This is a genomic window from Acinetobacter sp. 228 (assembly GCF_048147885.1).
In genome coordinates this window covers 53,379-70,327 of record NZ_JAYWYV010000016.1, presented here as the reverse complement: position 1 = coordinate 70,327, position 16,949 = coordinate 53,379, and the positions used below count along the sequence as shown (strand labels likewise).

Annotated in this window: 16 protein-coding genes and 3 tRNA genes; 4 read left to right on the top strand and 15 right to left on the bottom strand. The window is 42.9% G+C overall.

Annotation, left to right across the window (positions count from 1 at the left end):
* The 5 genes from VXQ92_RS12040 to VXQ92_RS12020 form a co-directional block, all read right to left on the bottom strand.
* Positions 1-85 (bottom strand) — tRNA-Leu (locus VXQ92_RS12040).
* Positions 86-124: 39 nt separating this feature from the next.
* Positions 125-198, bottom strand: a tRNA-Trp gene (locus VXQ92_RS12035).
* Positions 199-233: 35 nt separating this feature from the next.
* Positions 234-318 (bottom strand) — tRNA-Leu (locus VXQ92_RS12030).
* Between the two features lie 107 nt (positions 319-425).
* A complete protein-coding gene (locus VXQ92_RS12025; RefSeq protein WP_416681865.1) occupies positions 426-1,247 on the bottom strand; it encodes a protein kinase domain-containing protein in 822 nt (273 codons plus the stop codon).
* On the bottom strand, positions 1,234-2,745 hold the full coding sequence (locus VXQ92_RS12020; RefSeq protein ID WP_064101782.1) for a DUF3336 domain-containing protein: 1,512 nt from the start codon (positions 2,743-2,745) through the stop codon (positions 1,234-1,236). The genes VXQ92_RS12025 and VXQ92_RS12020 overlap by 14 nt, the downstream gene beginning before the upstream one ends.
* 189 nt (positions 2,746-2,934) lie before the next feature.
* Here VXQ92_RS12020 and VXQ92_RS12015 point away from each other — a divergent pair, with 189 nt between their 5' ends.
* On the top strand, positions 2,935-3,807 hold the full coding sequence (locus VXQ92_RS12015) for an ATP-binding protein (RefSeq protein ID WP_416681861.1): 873 nt from the start codon (positions 2,935-2,937) through the stop codon (positions 3,805-3,807).
* Positions 3,797-4,210 (top strand): DUF6176 family protein, encoded by a 414-nt coding sequence (locus tag VXQ92_RS12010; RefSeq protein WP_416681860.1) that lies wholly within the window; start codon positions 3,797-3,799, stop codon positions 4,208-4,210. The genes VXQ92_RS12015 and VXQ92_RS12010 overlap by 11 nt, the downstream gene beginning before the upstream one ends.
* A gap of 96 nt (positions 4,211-4,306) precedes the next feature.
* Here VXQ92_RS12010 and VXQ92_RS12005 read toward each other — a convergent pair whose 3' ends face one another.
* The 3 genes from VXQ92_RS12005 to tsaD all read right to left on the bottom strand — a co-directional run bounded on the left by VXQ92_RS12005 (position 4,307) and on the right by tsaD (position 8,028).
* On the bottom strand, positions 4,307-5,344 hold the full coding sequence (locus VXQ92_RS12005; RefSeq protein WP_416681858.1) for a hypothetical protein: 1,038 nt from the start codon (positions 5,342-5,344) through the stop codon (positions 4,307-4,309).
* 496 nt (positions 5,345-5,840) lie between these two features.
* Positions 5,841-6,800 carry a diguanylate cyclase gene (locus tag VXQ92_RS12000; protein ID WP_416681857.1) on the bottom strand — a complete coding sequence of 320 codons (960 nt, stop codon included), beginning with the start codon at positions 6,798-6,800 and terminating at the stop codon, positions 5,841-5,843.
* A gap of 211 nt (positions 6,801-7,011) precedes the next feature.
* Positions 7,012-8,028 carry a tRNA (adenosine(37)-N6)-threonylcarbamoyltransferase complex transferase subunit TsaD gene (gene tsaD / locus VXQ92_RS11995; protein WP_416681856.1) on the bottom strand — a complete coding sequence of 339 codons (1,017 nt, stop codon included), beginning with the start codon at positions 8,026-8,028 and terminating at the stop codon, positions 7,012-7,014.
* Positions 8,029-8,174: 146 nt separating this feature from the next.
* On the opposite strand from tsaD, the gene rpsU reads away from it, so the two are divergent.
* Positions 8,175-8,390, top strand: a complete 216-nt coding sequence (rpsU, locus tag VXQ92_RS11990) for a 30S ribosomal protein S21 (RefSeq protein WP_001136722.1) — start codon at positions 8,175-8,177, stop codon at positions 8,388-8,390.
* A 33-nt stretch (positions 8,391-8,423) separates the two neighbouring features.
* Complete coding sequence (locus VXQ92_RS11985) at positions 8,424-8,870, top strand: GatB/YqeY domain-containing protein (RefSeq protein WP_064095864.1); 447 nt, start codon at positions 8,424-8,426, stop codon at positions 8,868-8,870.
* Positions 8,871-8,947: 77 nt separating this feature from the next.
* Here VXQ92_RS11985 and VXQ92_RS11980 read toward each other — a convergent pair whose 3' ends face one another.
* The 7 genes from VXQ92_RS11980 to VXQ92_RS11950 form a co-directional block, all read right to left on the bottom strand.
* A complete protein-coding gene (locus tag VXQ92_RS11980; protein ID WP_416681853.1) occupies positions 8,948-9,307 on the bottom strand; it encodes a hypothetical protein in 360 nt (119 codons plus the stop codon).
* A gap of 106 nt (positions 9,308-9,413) precedes the next feature.
* Positions 9,414-10,856: a M48 family metalloprotease gene (locus VXQ92_RS11975; protein ID WP_416681852.1), complete on the bottom strand. Its 1,443-nt coding sequence runs from the start codon at positions 10,854-10,856 to the stop codon at positions 9,414-9,416.
* A 115-nt stretch (positions 10,857-10,971) separates the two neighbouring features.
* Positions 10,972-11,937 (bottom strand): 2-hydroxyacid dehydrogenase, encoded by a 966-nt coding sequence (locus VXQ92_RS11970; RefSeq protein WP_064095862.1) that lies wholly within the window; start codon positions 11,935-11,937, stop codon positions 10,972-10,974.
* 22 nt (positions 11,938-11,959) lie between these two features.
* A complete protein-coding gene (locus VXQ92_RS11965; protein WP_064101778.1) occupies positions 11,960-12,625 on the bottom strand; it encodes a hypothetical protein in 666 nt (221 codons plus the stop codon).
* Positions 12,626-12,824: 199 nt separating this feature from the next.
* On the bottom strand, positions 12,825-14,714 hold the full coding sequence (locus VXQ92_RS11960; protein WP_416681850.1) for a M48 family metalloprotease: 1,890 nt from the start codon (positions 14,712-14,714) through the stop codon (positions 12,825-12,827).
* 89 nt (positions 14,715-14,803) lie between these two features.
* Positions 14,804-16,339: an amidophosphoribosyltransferase gene (gene purF / locus VXQ92_RS11955; protein ID WP_064095859.1), complete on the bottom strand. Its 1,536-nt coding sequence runs from the start codon at positions 16,337-16,339 to the stop codon at positions 14,804-14,806.
* A 24-nt stretch (positions 16,340-16,363) separates the two neighbouring features.
* On the bottom strand, positions 16,364-16,945 hold the full coding sequence (locus VXQ92_RS11950; RefSeq protein ID WP_064095858.1) for a CvpA family protein: 582 nt from the start codon (positions 16,943-16,945) through the stop codon (positions 16,364-16,366).
* Positions 16,946-16,949: the final 4 nt, after the last annotated feature.

Below are 16,949 nucleotides of genomic sequence, written 5' to 3'. Positions count from 1 at the left end.
TGGTGGGGACGGAGAGACTCGAACTCTCACACCTCGCGGCGCTGGAACCTAAATCCAGTGCGTCTACCAATTTCGCCACGTCCCCATCAGGGTACCAACTTAGTGTTGGATTTCTTTCAAACTTTGGCAGAGGATCAAGGATTCGAACCTTGACGAACGGTTTTGGAGACCGTCATGCTACCATTACACCAATCCTCTACTTCAATTCAATATCCAGTTACCCGAATATCGATTGGTGGGGACGGAGAGACTCGAACTCTCACACCTCGCGGCGCTGGAACCTAAATCCAGTGCGTCTACCAATTTCGCCACGTCCCCGATGGCTGTGTATATTATAGAGATCATTTCCAGCTGACAAGCCGTTTATCATAAAAAAGCACCCGTTTGATTAAATAAGAAACAATCCCGGTCTTATTGTATTTTTCTCATTCAATTTCAGTCATTAAGTAGGATCTAACCGCTTTGAAATCTGTCAGTCGATGCGGTTGTTGCTTGCATAGCATATCTTCTAATAAGCCTTGAAAGACCTGTAAACTTTCCGGTAACCCAATCTTTAGACGCTGACAATGCAACAGCGCCCAATCCAGATAATCAGTCGCCTGTAAACGCTGCCCGCTTAACCATTCATAAAAAATCACGCCTAAAGCATAAACTTCACTTTGCAGGCTCTTGGCCTGACCTTGAAAAAGTTCTGGCGCCATATAACGTGGTGTTGCATTCAGCTCATAGGTATCATTCTGATAGATTGACTGCACATGTTCGAAATCAAGTAGGCATACCCTGCCCTGATCATTTACAAAGTGCTCCTGCTTTAAATCCGCATGTATATAGCCCAGCTCCTGCAAGCAGACTAAAGGCTCTACAGCTTGCAGCAAATGCTGTCGAATTTGTGTAATGGATTGCTGATGCGGCATGACTTGAAAATGCGCCCGTGCATCCACCAGAATCAAAGCATGCTCAAAGTGGTCATGACCGATCTTGAAAGGTTGTTGAATAATTTGATGGGGCAGGAAGAAATTTAGCTCACTTGATCGGGCATAAACCTGATAAAAATCCAGCTCACGCTGCCAGCCCATTTCAGCCTGCGTTGATAATTTTAAGCTATCAGAGATATTCGGTATTTGGGTTTTTAGCCAGAGCGCCTGCTTTTCAGCATAATACAAACGCCGCCCAAAGCCCAAGCTGCGGGCTTTAGTTCGCAGTTCAAAATTAGAAGTATCAAGATGATCTAAATTAAGTCGTGGCAATGTATTCAGGTTTTGGATCAGGTGCATGCTGATAATTTAACAGTTCCAGACAATGCTGAATAGTTTTCCCCACGCGTTCCTGAGTTTCGATGAGGGAAATTTTCGGCCATGTAGCCCGCTCCCCTTCACGCTGTAAAATTTTAAACAGATACGGCCTTGGATTCTGCAACATATAGCTATAGTGGCGCAGGCTATATTTACCGACAATATTCACATCACCATAATAACGCTGATCCACCACACCATAGCCATGATCCAAAAGACGGCGTACAGGAGGCAAACTTCCCGCATGTTCCCGGGCGAAATCCATCATACCTTTGGTAATCACCGCGCCCTGCCGGCGAACAATCCGTTGCGGCCAGCTCAAGGTACCTTTACGGAAACGTGAAATATCATCCTGCATAAATGGCACGATATGCGGGTTGGTCTGACTGGCAATGGTATAATTGATATTATACAGGCGTGCCATTTTCTCCTGCGGAAAATCACTGCGCACACTGCCATCCACCCAACGGGTTGATCCCATATAAGGGGTATATTGACCGTCATAACGCTTGCTGGTCAAACGCACAGGTGGAAACAGAATTGGCACTGCACAAGAGGCCAGCACCGCACTCCAGACCAGCACATCCGGAGATGTATAGGCATTCATGATACGTGCGTCCTGTGCCCCATCATAAGGCGCAACTGCAATATTAATATGTAGGCCTGAGTTTTTCAAAGCCTCTTCAAAGGTCAGATCACCCAGATTTTCGATCAGAAATTTTTTCAGATATTTTACATCGGCCAGGCCACCATTGCCTTTCAGCAATTCGCTCATTGTGCGGAAATGAAAAGCCTCATGAAAGAAATTATGTCCCTTTAGTATATCGACATATTGTGACGGTTTGGACACGCCTAACATGGCTGTCATAATGGCGCCCGCACTAGAACCCGACATGACTTTTGGTAATAAATCCTGCTCCATTAAGGCCTTGCATACGCCCGTATGAAACAGACCTAAAGTTGAACCACCAGAAAACATCAAGGCCGGTTGTCCATAAGCACGCTGACAATGCTGAAAATACTCTAATTTTTCTTCAATACTTAGGCAAGTACAGTCTATTGAAGCAATATAGGCTAAGCTCTGGCTGACTTCTTCGACATAATCTTCAATAATTTTTTTGGTACCAACGTAAGCTTCAGTGAACAACAGAGGATGGGCAATGTTGGCAATATCGTAACTTAGGCCTTCACGCAAAATATACATCAGGTCACGGGTACGCTTTTGTTGTCGATAGCGTCTTAATTTACCCAGACGATGTGCAATTACTTCTGCATCAAAATACGGGGAGCTGTTATCAAATTTCCATTCCTGCGCACCTGATTCTTCATCTATTTTCAGGGCAATATATTTCCATTCTTCATAGGACTCAGCCTGTTGCAGCTGCTGCTTGAGCTTTTTAATACGATAGGCCTGATGTGGATTAATGTCCTGAGTAAAATCTTTAAACAGCATCTGCCTTGTTCCCTATATTTATTCTTGATACAGCTCGTACCCAGAGCCAGAAAATTTGTCCAAACTTTCTATCCTCTACAATAACGAAGATTCTCTACTTTAAGCAAATTATCATACTTTTCCGGCTTTGACTGTGTATTTTGCAGTGATACTATCTTAGACATAATTTTAAATCTGTATGCTTAGATCATGGCAAAAATTGAGTTACCTGACCATATTTTAAATACCCTTTCAACTGTGCTGCAGCAGCTACAGCAAAGCCTGCCCGAACTGAAAAAAAATCCTGATTTTTCTGCGCTTGCCTATAAGTGGCAAAATGGTGAGCTCAAACCCATTCATCAGCTCAGACAGATAGAACTGGTCGATTTAAAAGGTATTGAGCGACAAAAAGAAAAAGTTATCCAGAATACTTTGCAGTTCTTAAAAGGCCTACCTGCCAATGATGTCTTGCTGACGGGTTCTCGTGGTACGGGTAAATCTTCTATTGTTCGCGCCCTGTTGACTGAATATGCAGAGCAAGGCTTGCGCCTGATTGAAATTGAACGGGATGATTTGTCTGATTTACCGCAAATCCAGCAACTCATTGCCGGACGTCCAGAGAAGTTTATTGTTTATTGTGACGATCTGGCTTTTAATGCCGAAGACGAAAATTATCGCAGTTTAAAAAGTGTTCTGGATGGTTCTTTACAATCCGGTTCCAGCAATTTTGTGATTTATGCGACCAGTAATCGTCGTCATTTATTACCCGAATTCATGCATGAAAATACGCCCGTTACCCGGGTTGATGTTCCGCAATATACCGAATTGCATCCGCAAGAAGCGATTGAAGAAAAAATCTCACTGTCTGACCGCTTTGGCTTATGGCTCTCTTTTTATCCAATGGATCAGAATCTGTATTTAGAAATTGTAGAGCATTATCTTAAAAAGGCAGGCATGGAACTCACGCCAGAAACCCGTGCTGAAGCCCTACGCTGGTGTCAGGCACGCGGTCAACGTTCAGGACGCGCTGCCTATCAGTTTTCCAAGCACTGGATTGGTTCAACCCAACTAAATGCCTCTTAAAAGCTTAAAAGCGACCGGTTCAGGTCGCTTTTTTCATATAAATCACTTATATCATAATGATACTCAAAAGAAAATTAAAATTATGGATGTCGGTGCAGTTCTCATTCAACTTAAGCCCTTACATATGCAGCAAGTTCATGACTGGCAGCGTACTTTAAAAGCACGTCAAGACAAAGTGATTGAGACGCTTAAGGCTGAACAGGTTCATGTCGAGTCCTGGTTTTATCTGCAACTTCATGGTCAGGACTATTTGATTGCATATATGCGCGCCGACAACATTCAAAAAGCGAAAAATATTGCAAAATTCAGTACTTTTCCGATTGACCAAGTGCACAAACAGTTTAAAGCGTCATGGCAGGCTGTTTATTCCGCTGAATTGTTATTGGATGCTACAGCTACCTGATTTATTAGCACGGCTATTTAAAAAGTTTTGTAATAAAGACTACCCCCATCAATAATAAAAAGCCCCGACAATACAGGGCTTTTTTGACCTCTCGAATTATTGTTTATTACCAATAATGGTAGACCACAGCAAGTCATCAATTTCACTGCCATTGAAATAAACAGTAGCCTTTAACGATTCAGGCTGGTTCTGTTTGACCTCAATTACCTGATCATAGCTGTCCTTAATTCTAAGCACGCCCTCTTTTGGCAAATGCTTATAGTTATTTAAAACGGTTTCATCCATTTTGAATGGTGTGCTGGTATTAAAATCAAAACTGTAACGATAATCTGCCAGATCAGGCTGACCGATAATCGTACCACGACTGGTTAAGGTACGAATCCCATTACTGCCACTGCCATAATCATCGACCAGGCTGTAATTATAATTACGCACCTGCAGATATTCTTTGCTCTTTGTATCAAACGCGGTTCCAGAAGTACCCGCCTGACCGGTCTCGGCTATACGCTGAAATTCCAACTGATCGATTTGATAAGATTCGGATTGCCCCATGTTATTTTTGGTCTTTCGATGTACAATTGTGCCAGAAATCAGGTAGTCGTCCTTGAGATTAAAATCCACATTTGAACCATAACGGACATTGCTAAAGCTTAAAGTCGTCGTGTCACCATTCACTGTCTGAGTAATGGTGGAGCCTTTACGATAAGTCTTGTCCAGAATAATACAGTTCTCTCTATCCGTTTTTAATTTAAGAGTCTTGACTGCACCATTGGTATTTACTTCTGAGCAGATCAGATTTGGGTATTTAATACTATTGATGCCCAGATTATAAATCTTGATGATACGTGCAGTACGCCCATAAGGATAATCTGCAAATACTTCACCAATCATATGACCTAGAGCAACGTTGTAGTCTGTATCATTACTGGAATCTTCAGAAATTTTATCGCGAATTTTATCCACAATATCCTGATCTTCAAAAGGGACAAACTCTTCTGAAAGCTCAGGGGAAATACTTTCCTTCGGAACATTTGGAGGGGTAGAGACTGTGGGATTATCTGAGCCACTTCCACCACAAGCACTCAGTAAACCCGATACAAGAGCCACACCAAAGAGAGAAATCTGCTTTTTCATAAAATTTATTCCCTGAAATTTCTTTGCATTTTTATCTGGTTATCACTAAAGATGAGCCATCTTAAAATAAGCAGCCGAGTACTATGACTGCCGGTGATATTTATTTTTGACAGCTAGCTTTATCCTTCCTTAGTGTTTTATCTTTAAACAAAGAATTTTTTTGTTCTGTAATTTTAATGTATATTTCAAACAATAATGACCACAAGAAATGAGGCTCTTTTTTAATTACAACTCCTCACTACAACTGCTTTACAGCCAATTTATAGTGCTTTCAATCAGATCAATTTACTTTGCAACAAAGCTTATTAATTTTGTAATCATTAAGTTAATGATGTATTAATCTTTCTTTTTACACTGAATCAGGCTTATTTCTTCTTATTTTTTATACATGCGTCTAAAGAAGAATATTGAAAGATAGGATGATTTTAGACCAAAGAAAACGACCCTTCCGATATTATAAAATTCTTGCTTATTTACAGAAAATTCAAAGCATCAATTATTTAAGATAGGCCACAGCTTCACTGGCTTTTTTCCAGCGTTTATATTCAAACATATTCTGATCCGCCTGTGCGAGTGCTGCAAATAGACCCTGACTTGGATGACGCATTGCCAGACCAATTGCTGCGCCAATATTTGCTTCTGCAAAAGCAGCAATTAAACGGTCGAGCAACGTTTCAGCACCCGTTTTATCATTTTCCACACTGAGAATCACAAATTCATCTCCACCCAAACGGGCGACAATGTCATTGATGCGAACATTATCTCGTAATACTTGAGCTGCATTCTGAATCAGCCTGTCACCTTCTTCATGACCCAAACTATCATTCACTTTTTTCAGATCATTCAGGTCAATAAACAATACAGCGGCGGGATGACCATACTGCTTGCAACGCTCTTCCTCTGCTCGCAGAAATTTGTCCCAGGCACGGCGATTATACAATCCAGTCAATTCATCTTTACTGGCTTCTTCCTGGAGTAATTCACGCTGTCGCACCTGCTCAATCTGGCGTAACTCTGCCTGCAAAATCGAACTGAGCAATTGCCCTAACAACTCGACCAGTTGCATATCTTGAACAATAGCTTCTGATTTGATTTCAGGATCAATCGCACAGAGTGTTCCGAACAGACTGCCATCTTCTTTAACGAGTGGCTGGCCAATATAAGATTTTATACAGACCTGCTGATTAATCGGCGCTGTGGCATATAAAGGAATTTCTTCTGAACGGGGTGCAATTCTAGGCGCTTTACCTGCCACCATATGAAAGCAGAAGGAGTCTGCCCACTGAAAAACTTGCCTAGGTTGTACGCCATAGCCATGGTCTTCCGTTTGCAGGACGATCCAGTCCAGACCTTCTACCCGGGTGATCATCCATAAATCAAAGCCAAAATGCTTATGCAGAAACTGCAATACCGCCTGTCCCGCATCCTGAAAACTTTTAAAATTGATATTTTCCATCCGAAGCAATCTCTGCTGCAAACTTATAAAAGCTGTATGATTTAAACCGAAGCTATTAAATGATTTTCAAGTTTCAATAGAATATTTGAGTTTTAAATAAAGCTATAAATAAATACAGATATTCAAAGCATCTCGTTTCTATTAAGTTCTCATTTAAAAAGTCACATTAAAAGGAAAGAGGCCCAAACCTCTTCCTTTTTTTAGCTGAAATCTATGCCTCTGTCGGATTAGTCAATTCCGTCATCGGCCAACGTGGTGTTGTGGTCACGGCCAAACCATCTTGCTGACCTGCTTTTAAACGCTGATAGCCCGCAAAAGCAATCATGGCACCATTGTCTGTACAGAGTGCAGGTTCAGCATAATAAACAGATGCACGGATCTTGGCTAAATCTGCTTCTAAACGCTCACGTAAACGCTTATTGGCACTGACACCACCGGCAATCACCAGACGTTTAAGCCCCGTTTGCTTCAGTGCTTTCAACGACTTTTTTACCAAAGTATCAACAATTGCTTCCTGGAAACTGGCTGCAATGTCAGCATCGCGGTTTTCATCACCCAGTTTCTTCATTTGTACAGAAACAGCCGTTTTTAAACCGCTAAATGAAAATTCCAGACCTTGATGCAGCATTGGTCGCGGGAATGCAAATGCATTCGGATCGCCCTGCTCCGCCAGTTTGGAAATATTCGGACCGCCCGGATATGGCAACCCCATCATCTTCGCAACTTTATCAAAGGCTTCACCAGCAGCATCATCAATCGATTCACCCAGCAATTCATACTGACCAATACCATACGCTGCCATAAGCTGTGAGTGACCGCCAGAAACCAGAAGTGCCACAAATGGAAATTCCGGCGGAGTTTCTGACAACAAAGGTGCCAGCATATGACCTTCCATATGATGCACACCAATCGCCGGTTTATTCAGTGCAAAGGCCAAAGTACGACCAAACAGTGCACCTGTCATTAGTGCACCCATCAGACCTGGACCACGCGTATAAGCCACCGCATCAATTTCTGATTTTTTCACGCCACTTTGTTCGAGCAGCTCATTAATCAGGGGGATTAATTTACGTACATGATCACGTGATGCCAGTTCCGGAACCACACCGCCATATTCTGCATGCAGTTTAATTTGACTATAAAGCACCTGTCCGCGTAACCCCAACTCGCTGTCATAAAGTGCAAGCCCTGTTTCATCACACGACGTTTCCAAGCCTAAAACGATCATTAAACTGCCTATAACCTGTATCAAATCTATTGCAGCAACTATTATAGGCTTGTGGTATGAGATGTAAATGAGTAAAATACTGACCTTCACTTGTGATCTGGGGCAATTCGGCCCTGATCTTATCCATAACTTAATGAGGATTCTTCATGCCACAAGTTAAATTGAAAGAAGGCGAACCAGTAGACGTAGCTATCCGTCGTTTCAAACGTTCATGCGAAAAAGCGGGCGTTCTAGCTGACGTACGTAAGCGCGAATTCTACGAAAAACCAACTCAAGAACGTAAGCGCAAAAAAGCTGCTGCTGTTAAACGCTACCAAAAGAAATTGGCGCGTGAATCAGTACGTACTACTCGCCTTTACTAAGATTAATTTGTGATTGACTGCTTGGAATAAATAATGACTACTTTAAAAAACCAGATTACTGACGTATTGAAAGCCACCATGCGTGCCAAGGATATGCCGAAGTTGACGGTCATTCGTAGTCTACAGGCAGCAATTAAGCAAATCGAAGTCGATGAGCGCAAAGAACTTGACGACGCTCAGGTTCTTGCGGTCATTGAAAAGCAAATTAAACAACGTAAAGAATCGATCAAAGCCTTTGAAGGTGCTGGTCGAGAAGATTTAGCTAGTAAGGAACAAGCCGAAGTTGAGGTTCTCTCTCAATTTCTACCAGAAGCTATGACTGAGGAAGAACTTGATTCCCTGATTGCGCAAACAATTGAAGCGCAACAAGCTACTAGCATGAAAGATATGGGTAAGGTGATGAATTCTCTGCGTCCGCTCATAGCCGGGCGCGCCGATCCTGCACAAGTTTCTGCCAAAATTAAAGCAAAACTTGCTTAATTTCCCATTTTAAATTTAAATCTATTTTTGCGTTGAACTGCCCTTTTCCTGGACAGTTCTTAGCATGTTCTTATTTTTTATTGCAAATCACAATCTACATGATAACGCTTAAGTAGTTGCATCTCTTTAGATAACTTCACTTCTCTAATAACATCCTGTTTAGTCATATTTTGAAACTGACGATCCAGATAAGCTCGATTCTGGTCAGCGGCCTGATATAAACGATCAACATAGCGCCCTACAATCCCACAAAATTTTGCATTTTGCTCAGGTCTAAATCCTTGCTGCTGCGGATTCAAACTGCTTAAAAATTGCCGTGATTCTTTTTTATAATCGGCATTAATTTGTTCTACTGCTGCTACATATTCAACTGCACTTGCAGCAAAAACCCCATAATTCCAGCCCAGTAGACATACGCCTAATAATATTCTTTTCATATAATGCTTCAAACTGATACATACTATCTTCAAAAAAGATTGTAGCTTGATTCAAGATATCCTTGCTATATCATTCCGATACAAAAATTTAAAATCCAGCTCATGGTTAAATTTTATATTGATGCTCCTGTTGCATCTGTTTCAGACGCTGACGAATGGTTGAGGACAAGGATTGATTATTCTTCACGCTACGCTGGGCATGTAATAATGATTTGATCGCGGTTTCTTCATATCCTGACCAGTACTCCACTTCTGCACGATAGCGGAGTACATTGGCAGCCTTGATCGCTGAATCTGGCTCTGCATTGGCAGCCACTTGCATCAGTCGCCAGCCATTGACATCGCGTGAATTGGCATTTAGAAATCGCTGCACTAAAGCTTTTGCCTGATCGGGTTGCCGGGCACGAATCAGAACTTCTGCATATTTATAATTAAGTGCGCGATTTTCCGGCATGATTCGCGCTGCTGAAGCCACACTTCTCAAAGCCTGATCAAGCTGATTCTGGGCTAAATAAATATCAGTCTGCAACAGAACCTGCAAAGGATGCATCTGGTTATGCTTTTTTGCCCGATCCAGCGAAATCTGTGCGGCTTGAAAATCACCCTGCTGTATTTGATAAGCTGTCAAGGCAAGCTGACCTGCAAAATTATTTCGCTGGTCCATCAACATCAGCTGCTCCGCATCCGTCTGACGCGACAATACCCTGCTATACCACTTGATAACCTCAAAGTCTTGATCATTGAGATTGCGTTTCACTGCGGGAAGCTGGTTGGCACGTAAACGTGCCTCGCTCATCCGTTCAGTGGTGAGTGGATGCGTGAACCAGAAATCTGGCAGAAAGCTTAACCGACTGCTAGAGCGATGCATAACCTCAAAGAAGTCTGCCATGCTATGCGGGTTATAGCCGGAACGGTACATATACTGCATCCCGATCCGGTCTGCTTCACGCTCCTGATTACGACTATAGGTGAGCTGTTTATCCAGAAGGGCTGCCTGCGACCCCATCATAACCGCCGCCCCCACATCACCATCTGCTTGAGAAGCCACCAAAGCACCCACCAAAATTCCCGCTAGCGCCAATAAACCTTGTCCCTTAAAGGCATCCTGGGAGCGACTGTAATGACGTTGTGTGACATGTGCAATTTCATGCGCCATCACCCCTGCCACTTCATCCATATTTCGGGCGGAATTTATCAGACCTGCATTCAGTGCAAAGAGCCCGCCCGGCACAGCAAAGGCATTAATTTGCGGATCATTGATTACCAGCAAACCGATAGGCTGTTGTAACTGGGTCTGACTCAGAATATGTGAAAATACTGATAAAAGTTGATCTTCCAGCCATGGATTTTGCAAGACAGGCATTTTCTTATGCACTTCACGATAAACTTTCTCACCGATCATTTTTTCTTTTTGCTGATCGAGCAAGCCCACGCCTGTGCCAATATCGGGCACAGAAAATTGTACATTTGCTTGATTAAAATCATGGGTAGAGCCATGCCCTGTCACCATACACAGACTTAAGCTACATGCCAGCATCAATCGTTTCAATGAAAAATCTCTAATCCTGCCAACCTAATTTGTTTTGAATATAGCATCGAACTATGCGCAGAGACGCAAGAAAATGTTATTTTTTAATATCGTTTAAACTACATTTAATGGCATTTTAAAATTCCGGATTGACTACATAACGAGGTACTCGCCCCTCCAAGGCATCAACCAAGTTCTGATAAGCCAGTTCTGCCATTTTTTTACGGGTGGCGGCGGTAGCCGAACCCACATGCGGTAAGGTAACGACATTATCCAAATGGAATAATTCTGATTCTTTTAGCGGTTCTTTCTGATAGACATCCAGACCTGCAGCAAAAATCTGCTTGGCTTTTAAAGCTTCAATTAATGCCTGTTCATCAACAACCGGGCCACGTGAAATATTAACCAATACTGTATGCGGTTGCATTTTTGCAAATTCCGCTGCTGCAATCAGCGCCTTGGAATCAGCATTCAAATCTACTGCAACGACCACAAAGTCAGCACGCTGTAACAGCTCATCGAGCTGGCAATATTGTGCATTGAAGCCTTGCGCAATTTCCGGTTTTTCCCTGCGATTATAGTAGAGCACATTCATATTAAAACCGTAAAAACCACGGCGTGCGATCGCAGCCCCAATATGGCCCAGACCAATAATTCCCAGGGTTTTTCCAAAAATATCCACACCAAATTGTGCTTCACCCACAGTACGCTGCCATTGCCCCTGCTTGGTCCATTGATCCAGATAAGCCACTTTGCGTGCCGCTGACATCAGTAAAGTAAAAGCAAGATCAGCTGTAGTTTCGGTCAGCACATGCGGTGTATGACTCAGATAGATTTTTCTTTCATTTAAATAATCCAGATCATAGTTGTCATAACCAACACTGACACTGGAGATAATTTTCAATCGGGTAGCACTGGCCAGATTATCGCAATTCAGCAAACGCCCTGCACCAATCATGCCATCGGTATCCCGAACCTGCTGCAAAAGCTGTTGATTCACATCACCCAGCTTCGGTTGTATATAGCTCACCTGATAATTTTGTTCGAGCCTGTTTTGAATATCAGCATCAATTTGACTAAATACAACCACTTTTTGTTTCATCTATTTTTATTCCACAGCAGAATTATTCCAGACGGGCAGACCTATTTTGCATAAACTGCCATAAACGTTTTTTTAAAATCGGCTGATCCAGCATCTCTTGCAGGGACGCTAACTGGATTGCTTTGATATTTGAAATATGCGCTACCGTTCCGAGGAAAATAATATGTTTCTCTGTACTCATCCCATCCAGAAATCCTTGAATATAGGATTCCACACCACGTCCATCCTGGACATTAGCCCAAGGAAATGGCCAGTTCAGCTCATAAAAATCACCCGAAACTGCGCGCTGGATATTTGCCCATAAATTTAGGGTAGCTTCAGTCATTTCAGTTGCATCAATCACAACACTGCAATGTGCCAAACTTAAAGCCTGTAAACTGAATGGCGGAATTTGTACACTTTCACGAGGTTCCTGAACAGTTAAAACTTCAGGTTCCTGAACAGTTAAAACTTCAGGTAATGTAGGCGAGGTATCAATCTTAAACGTGTCGAGCGACTCTGGTTCAGGAATCGGTAACTCCACCAGCGCCTCGACCGGATGAGGCTGAGACAAGACAATCTCGGTGTGAAATTCAGGTTCAGCCTGATCACGCCAGATCGAGACCTGATGCGGCTGACATGCGCTGTCCCTAGGAATCCAGAGATCGATTCCTAATGTTGCCAGTATGTCACGCTGATGCCCAATCATCTTTTCATCATCACCAATTTCAGGCTGAACATTTTAGCCGTATTGTCCCTACTTTGCCGAACTTTTTCAGTTTTTCTTTTTATCCTAATAAATTCTCGTACAAAGTTTATCAGCACACTCAATATTGAATTTTCAATATACAGTTAAACCATCACTATAATAAAAAATTCAGATTCGAACCGTGCACTCACCTTGATTTTCACATAATGGTTAAACTGTTTTTCTTTAACATTTGCTGAATAACTTCCCCACCCTCGAAACCCAGGCGCCAGTACAACAGTTCCATCACATCCAGCTCATCCTGAGTTACGATACGGTCGCTCCATAAGCAGGCTTCTGCAATGCCTAAAATACTGAGACGATCGCGTAATAAAAGCCCCGCAATATCATTCAGGATTTCAGCAAGATCAATCGGCTCATCTGAAATTTCATTGTATAAATCCAGTTCACGAGTGGTCAAGATCCGGTTTAGAATCCGTTCCCGCACCTCAAGTTGATTACCGCTATTAATCTGCTGCACATGCAGCAAGGCATCGATCAAACGAACGATTTGCGGCTTGACCTCATCGAGAGCAGTAGGAATATGTGCAGGGAGCAAATTTAACTCATATTTCACACACTCCAGCAACAAGGCATCCAGCAGACCAATTTCACCATCTTCCTGAATAATCCGCGCCAGCTTCATCAGAAACTGGCGTGCAACAGTCGTCGGCATGCCACCAATATTCTTACAGGCTTGCTGGAAAATCGAAATATGTACCCGCCCATCCAGGTTGAGCAATGAGTCTACAATGGCACGACTGACCTCAGCCTCAGTGGGAATAAATTCACGATATTGACGGATCATTAAAATTGCGACCATCACTTCCCGGGAACCTGTCGCCGTTTGTAATGCACGTTCAATCAGCTCCGGACGTGGCATCTTGAGCCGAAGTTCCGGATTCAATGGCTTGATTGCATCTTTAATCGCAAAACTGATCGGAGACAGCCGCAGCAATGGCAAAGGTTGGGGTGAACTCCAGCTCACTGTAGTTTCAGGTACCACCTCTTCCAGAGAGCGAAACAAACTGAATAAAGGCTGATTCTTCAGTTTTTTCAGGTTTTCAAGCTGTAAATCCTGAATCAGGGCAGGATTTAATTCATAAATGCGCTGATTGATATTGGGATGAATGTTGAGCCAGTTTTGCGGACTCAAAGAGTTGGCAAAACACATATGCGAAATCGATTCGGCATATTCACTATAAATCTGCGAACCGGAATGATGCACATGAATTCTGAGCAAAGTCTGGATATTGGCATCATTTTGTAGCAAGCGCCGGGTCTTCTGGTCATTCTTATAAGTCCGGCCACCAAGAGAAATATATTTAATAAAACGGGAAATCAACACACCCAGACTACCAATCAGCCAGATCACCGCCCCAACTGCCACATACAGGGTTTCAAACTTGCTTTCCCGTAACGTACCGGTTCGATTAAAACCGGATTTAGCAATTTTACTGCCCCACTGACTAAAAGTGGTTAAACTGCTATACAGAATTTTCAGGCGGGTATTTTCCGCAGTTTCCCCAGCCAGGATTTTATTGAATTCGTGACTAAGCAACCCATACAGCTCGACTTTATCCAGTGTTTGTATTGCCCCCCAAGTCAGGATAATAGCCGTATCACGTGGGCTAAAACCTGCTGTTAGCGCATTGACCCCCACTTCATCAGGTAATACATATACTGCGGGAATTTCAATCCGAAAAGTCTCTGCCAGTTGCTGGTTAATGTGTAGTGCAGCACTTTCTTCGGGAATACTGTCCATCGGACTCAACCGACGTGCACCCATCTGCTTCGCCAATGAATAACCGCCATTGCGAAAAATATAAAATTCATAGATGACCGAGGTCATCATGACACATAACAGTACAGCAATCAGATAAGGACTCAGCGTATGCCAGAAAATCGACTGGTTAGGATCAGCATAAAAAATAAATAGGCCAACAACGGTATTAATAATAAAAATAGTCAACAGAATTGCAATCAGGCAAAAACTTACAGGTAGTACTATATTTTTGTTTTTTATAAAATCGTATCCTACGTTTCGCAATGCAGAACCCTAAAATGATGATTTTCAATGGGTTCATCATAAAACAAAAAAGCGGGAAATTCCCGCTTTTTCATGATGATTTTAAGTGTTTAAACTTCGCGTACGCCAGTCAAATCCACTGAGGCTGCATCAATATTGACATCAATATAATTGCTTTCTTTCATGGCACTGTCACTACGTTTTTGTTGCAGATCATCCAGATATTGCGCATCAATACCACCCGACACATAGATCCCGTCAAAGACTGAACAGTCAAAATCCTTAACATCCGGCACTTTGTTAGTTCTTACTGCATCTTTCAAATCTTCCAGATCCTGGAAAATCAGACGGTCAGCACCAATAATTTCTCGGATTTCTTCCACGCTACGTTCTGAGGCAATCAATTCTGATTTCGCCGGCATATCAATACCGTAAACGTTCGGATATTTGACCATTGGGGCTGCAGAAGCAAAGAATACTTTCTTCGCACCAGAATCACGAGCCATCTGGATAATTTCATTACAGGTTGTACCACGTACAATAGAATCATCTACCAACAGTACATTCTTACCTTTAAACTCAAGCTCAACCGGGTTTAGTTTCTGACGTACCGATTTTTTACGCAGCTGCTGCCCAGGCATAATGAAGGTACGACCGATGTAACGGTTTTTCATGAAACCTTCACGGAATTTCACCCCTAGCATATTGGCAAGTTCTAGCGCTGAAGTACGTGAAGTATCCGGAATCGGAATCACCACATCAATATCATGCTCATCGCCCCACTCACGCAGAATTTTTTGCGCCAGTTTCTCACCCATTTTTAAACGTGCTTTATACACTGAGATACCATCAATAATGGCATCCGGACGGGCAAAATAAACATATTCAAAAATACAAGGACGATATTCAGCATTTACGGCACATTGCTTGGTAAAGAAGTTACCTTCTAAATCAATAAATACTGCTTCACCTGGCAGAATATCACGCTCAACCTTAAAGCCCAGCGCAGTAATCGCAACAGACTCAGAAGCAATAATATACTCCATGCCCTGTTCCGTTTCACGTGAACCGTAGATCAATGGACGAATACCGTTTGGATCACGGAAGCCCACCAGACCCTGACCGGTAATCATCGCCACCACACCATAAGCACCTTTGCAACGCTCATGCACACGCGTCACCGCATGGAAAATATCTTCCGACGTCGGTACCAGTTTGCCGTGTTTTTGCAATTCATGCGCAAACACGTTTAATAGCACTTCTGAATCAGAATCGGTGTTCATATGACGCAAGTCAGTTTTGAACAGGTCATCATGAATTTCTTCGGCATTGGTCAGGTTACCATTATGTGCCAAGGTAATCCCGTACGGCGAGTTCACATAAAACGGCTGTGCTTCTGCACTACTCGATGAACCGGCTGTTGGATAACGCACATGACCAATACCGTAATTTCCTTTCAAGGCACGCATATGACGGGTGTGGAATACATCACGCACCATACCATTGTCTTTTCGCAGGAATAAACGTCCTTCATCACATGTCACGATCCCAGCTGCATCTTGTCCACGATGTTGTAACATCGTTAATGCATCAAACAACATTTGGTTAACGGGTGATTTACCAGCTATACCAACTACTCCACACATAGCAACCTCGCAGACAAGCTAGGATTAATAAAAAGGATTATTTGTAGACTCATCTGCAGCTCCAGACTTGGACGATGTTTCAGATGATGAAGCTGAAGGTTTCGATGCCCCTTCAGACTTGATATGTTGTAGTGCGCCATTCGCGGCTTCTTTCGACATTTGAGTTGCCCAAGGCGCATAAGGCAATAAGGCTTGAATAAACTTGGACTGCTTCCAGTGTGGTGAGCTTTCTACCCAAGGGCCGATACCCTGCATGGTAATCAGCACAATCAGCAGACCTTTCAGGCTACCAAAGACACCACCTGCCAGACGGTTGAGGGGACCCAGCTTGAGACTCTTTAAAATACGGTTCAACAGTGCAGTAACGATCCAGGTCAGAACTACAATCAGCAGGACGATAAAAGCGAAGGCCGCAATCTTTTGTACGACTGGATCTGTACTCAGAGCAACCATAGACGGCGCAAGTAGTGTTGAATATTTTGCCGCAATAATCAGGGCAAAGATCCATCCCACTAAGTTCGCAAAGGCTTTAATAAATCCTTGACGCAAACCGTTGAGCCCTCCAATGAGCAAGATAATCAGTAGAAAGATATCAATGGCATTCATAGGA

What these genes read in the sequence shown, in the direction of transcription:
- VXQ92_RS11970 (WP_064095862.1), bottom strand. Translation starts at nt 11,937, where the DNA reads ATGAAACAAAAAGTGGTTGTATTTAGTCAAATTGATGCTGATATTCAA.
- VXQ92_RS11985 (WP_064095864.1), top strand. Translation starts at nt 8,424, where the DNA reads ATGACTACTTTAAAAAACCAGATTACTGACGTATTGAAAGCCACCATG.
- tsaD (WP_416681856.1), bottom strand. Translation starts at nt 8,028, where the DNA reads ATGATCGTTTTAGGCTTGGAAACGTCGTGTGATGAAACAGGGCTTGCA.
- VXQ92_RS11950 (WP_064095858.1), bottom strand. Translation starts at nt 16,945, where the DNA reads ATGAATGCCATTGATATCTTTCTACTGATTATCTTGCTCATTGGAGGG.
- purF (WP_064095859.1), bottom strand. Translation starts at nt 16,339, where the DNA reads ATGTGTGGAGTAGTTGGTATAGCTGGTAAATCACCCGTTAACCAAATG.
- VXQ92_RS12010 (WP_416681860.1), top strand. Translation starts at nt 3,797, where the DNA reads ATGCCTCTTAAAAGCTTAAAAGCGACCGGTTCAGGTCGCTTTTTTCAT.
- rpsU (WP_001136722.1), top strand. Translation starts at nt 8,175, where the DNA reads ATGCCACAAGTTAAATTGAAAGAAGGCGAACCAGTAGACGTAGCTATC.
- VXQ92_RS12020 (WP_064101782.1), bottom strand. Translation starts at nt 2,745, where the DNA reads ATGCTGTTTAAAGATTTTACTCAGGACATTAATCCACATCAGGCCTAT.
- VXQ92_RS12000 (WP_416681857.1), bottom strand. Translation starts at nt 6,800, where the DNA reads ATGGAAAATATCAATTTTAAAAGTTTTCAGGATGCGGGACAGGCGGTA.
- VXQ92_RS12015 (WP_416681861.1), top strand. Translation starts at nt 2,935, where the DNA reads ATGGCAAAAATTGAGTTACCTGACCATATTTTAAATACCCTTTCAACT.
- VXQ92_RS11980 (WP_416681853.1), bottom strand. Translation starts at nt 9,307, where the DNA reads ATGAAAAGAATATTATTAGGCGTATGTCTACTGGGCTGGAATTATGGG.
- VXQ92_RS12005 (WP_416681858.1), bottom strand. Translation starts at nt 5,344, where the DNA reads ATGAAAAAGCAGATTTCTCTCTTTGGTGTGGCTCTTGTATCGGGTTTA.
- VXQ92_RS11965 (WP_064101778.1), bottom strand. Translation starts at nt 12,625, where the DNA reads ATGATTGGGCATCAGCGTGACATACTGGCAACATTAGGAATCGATCTC.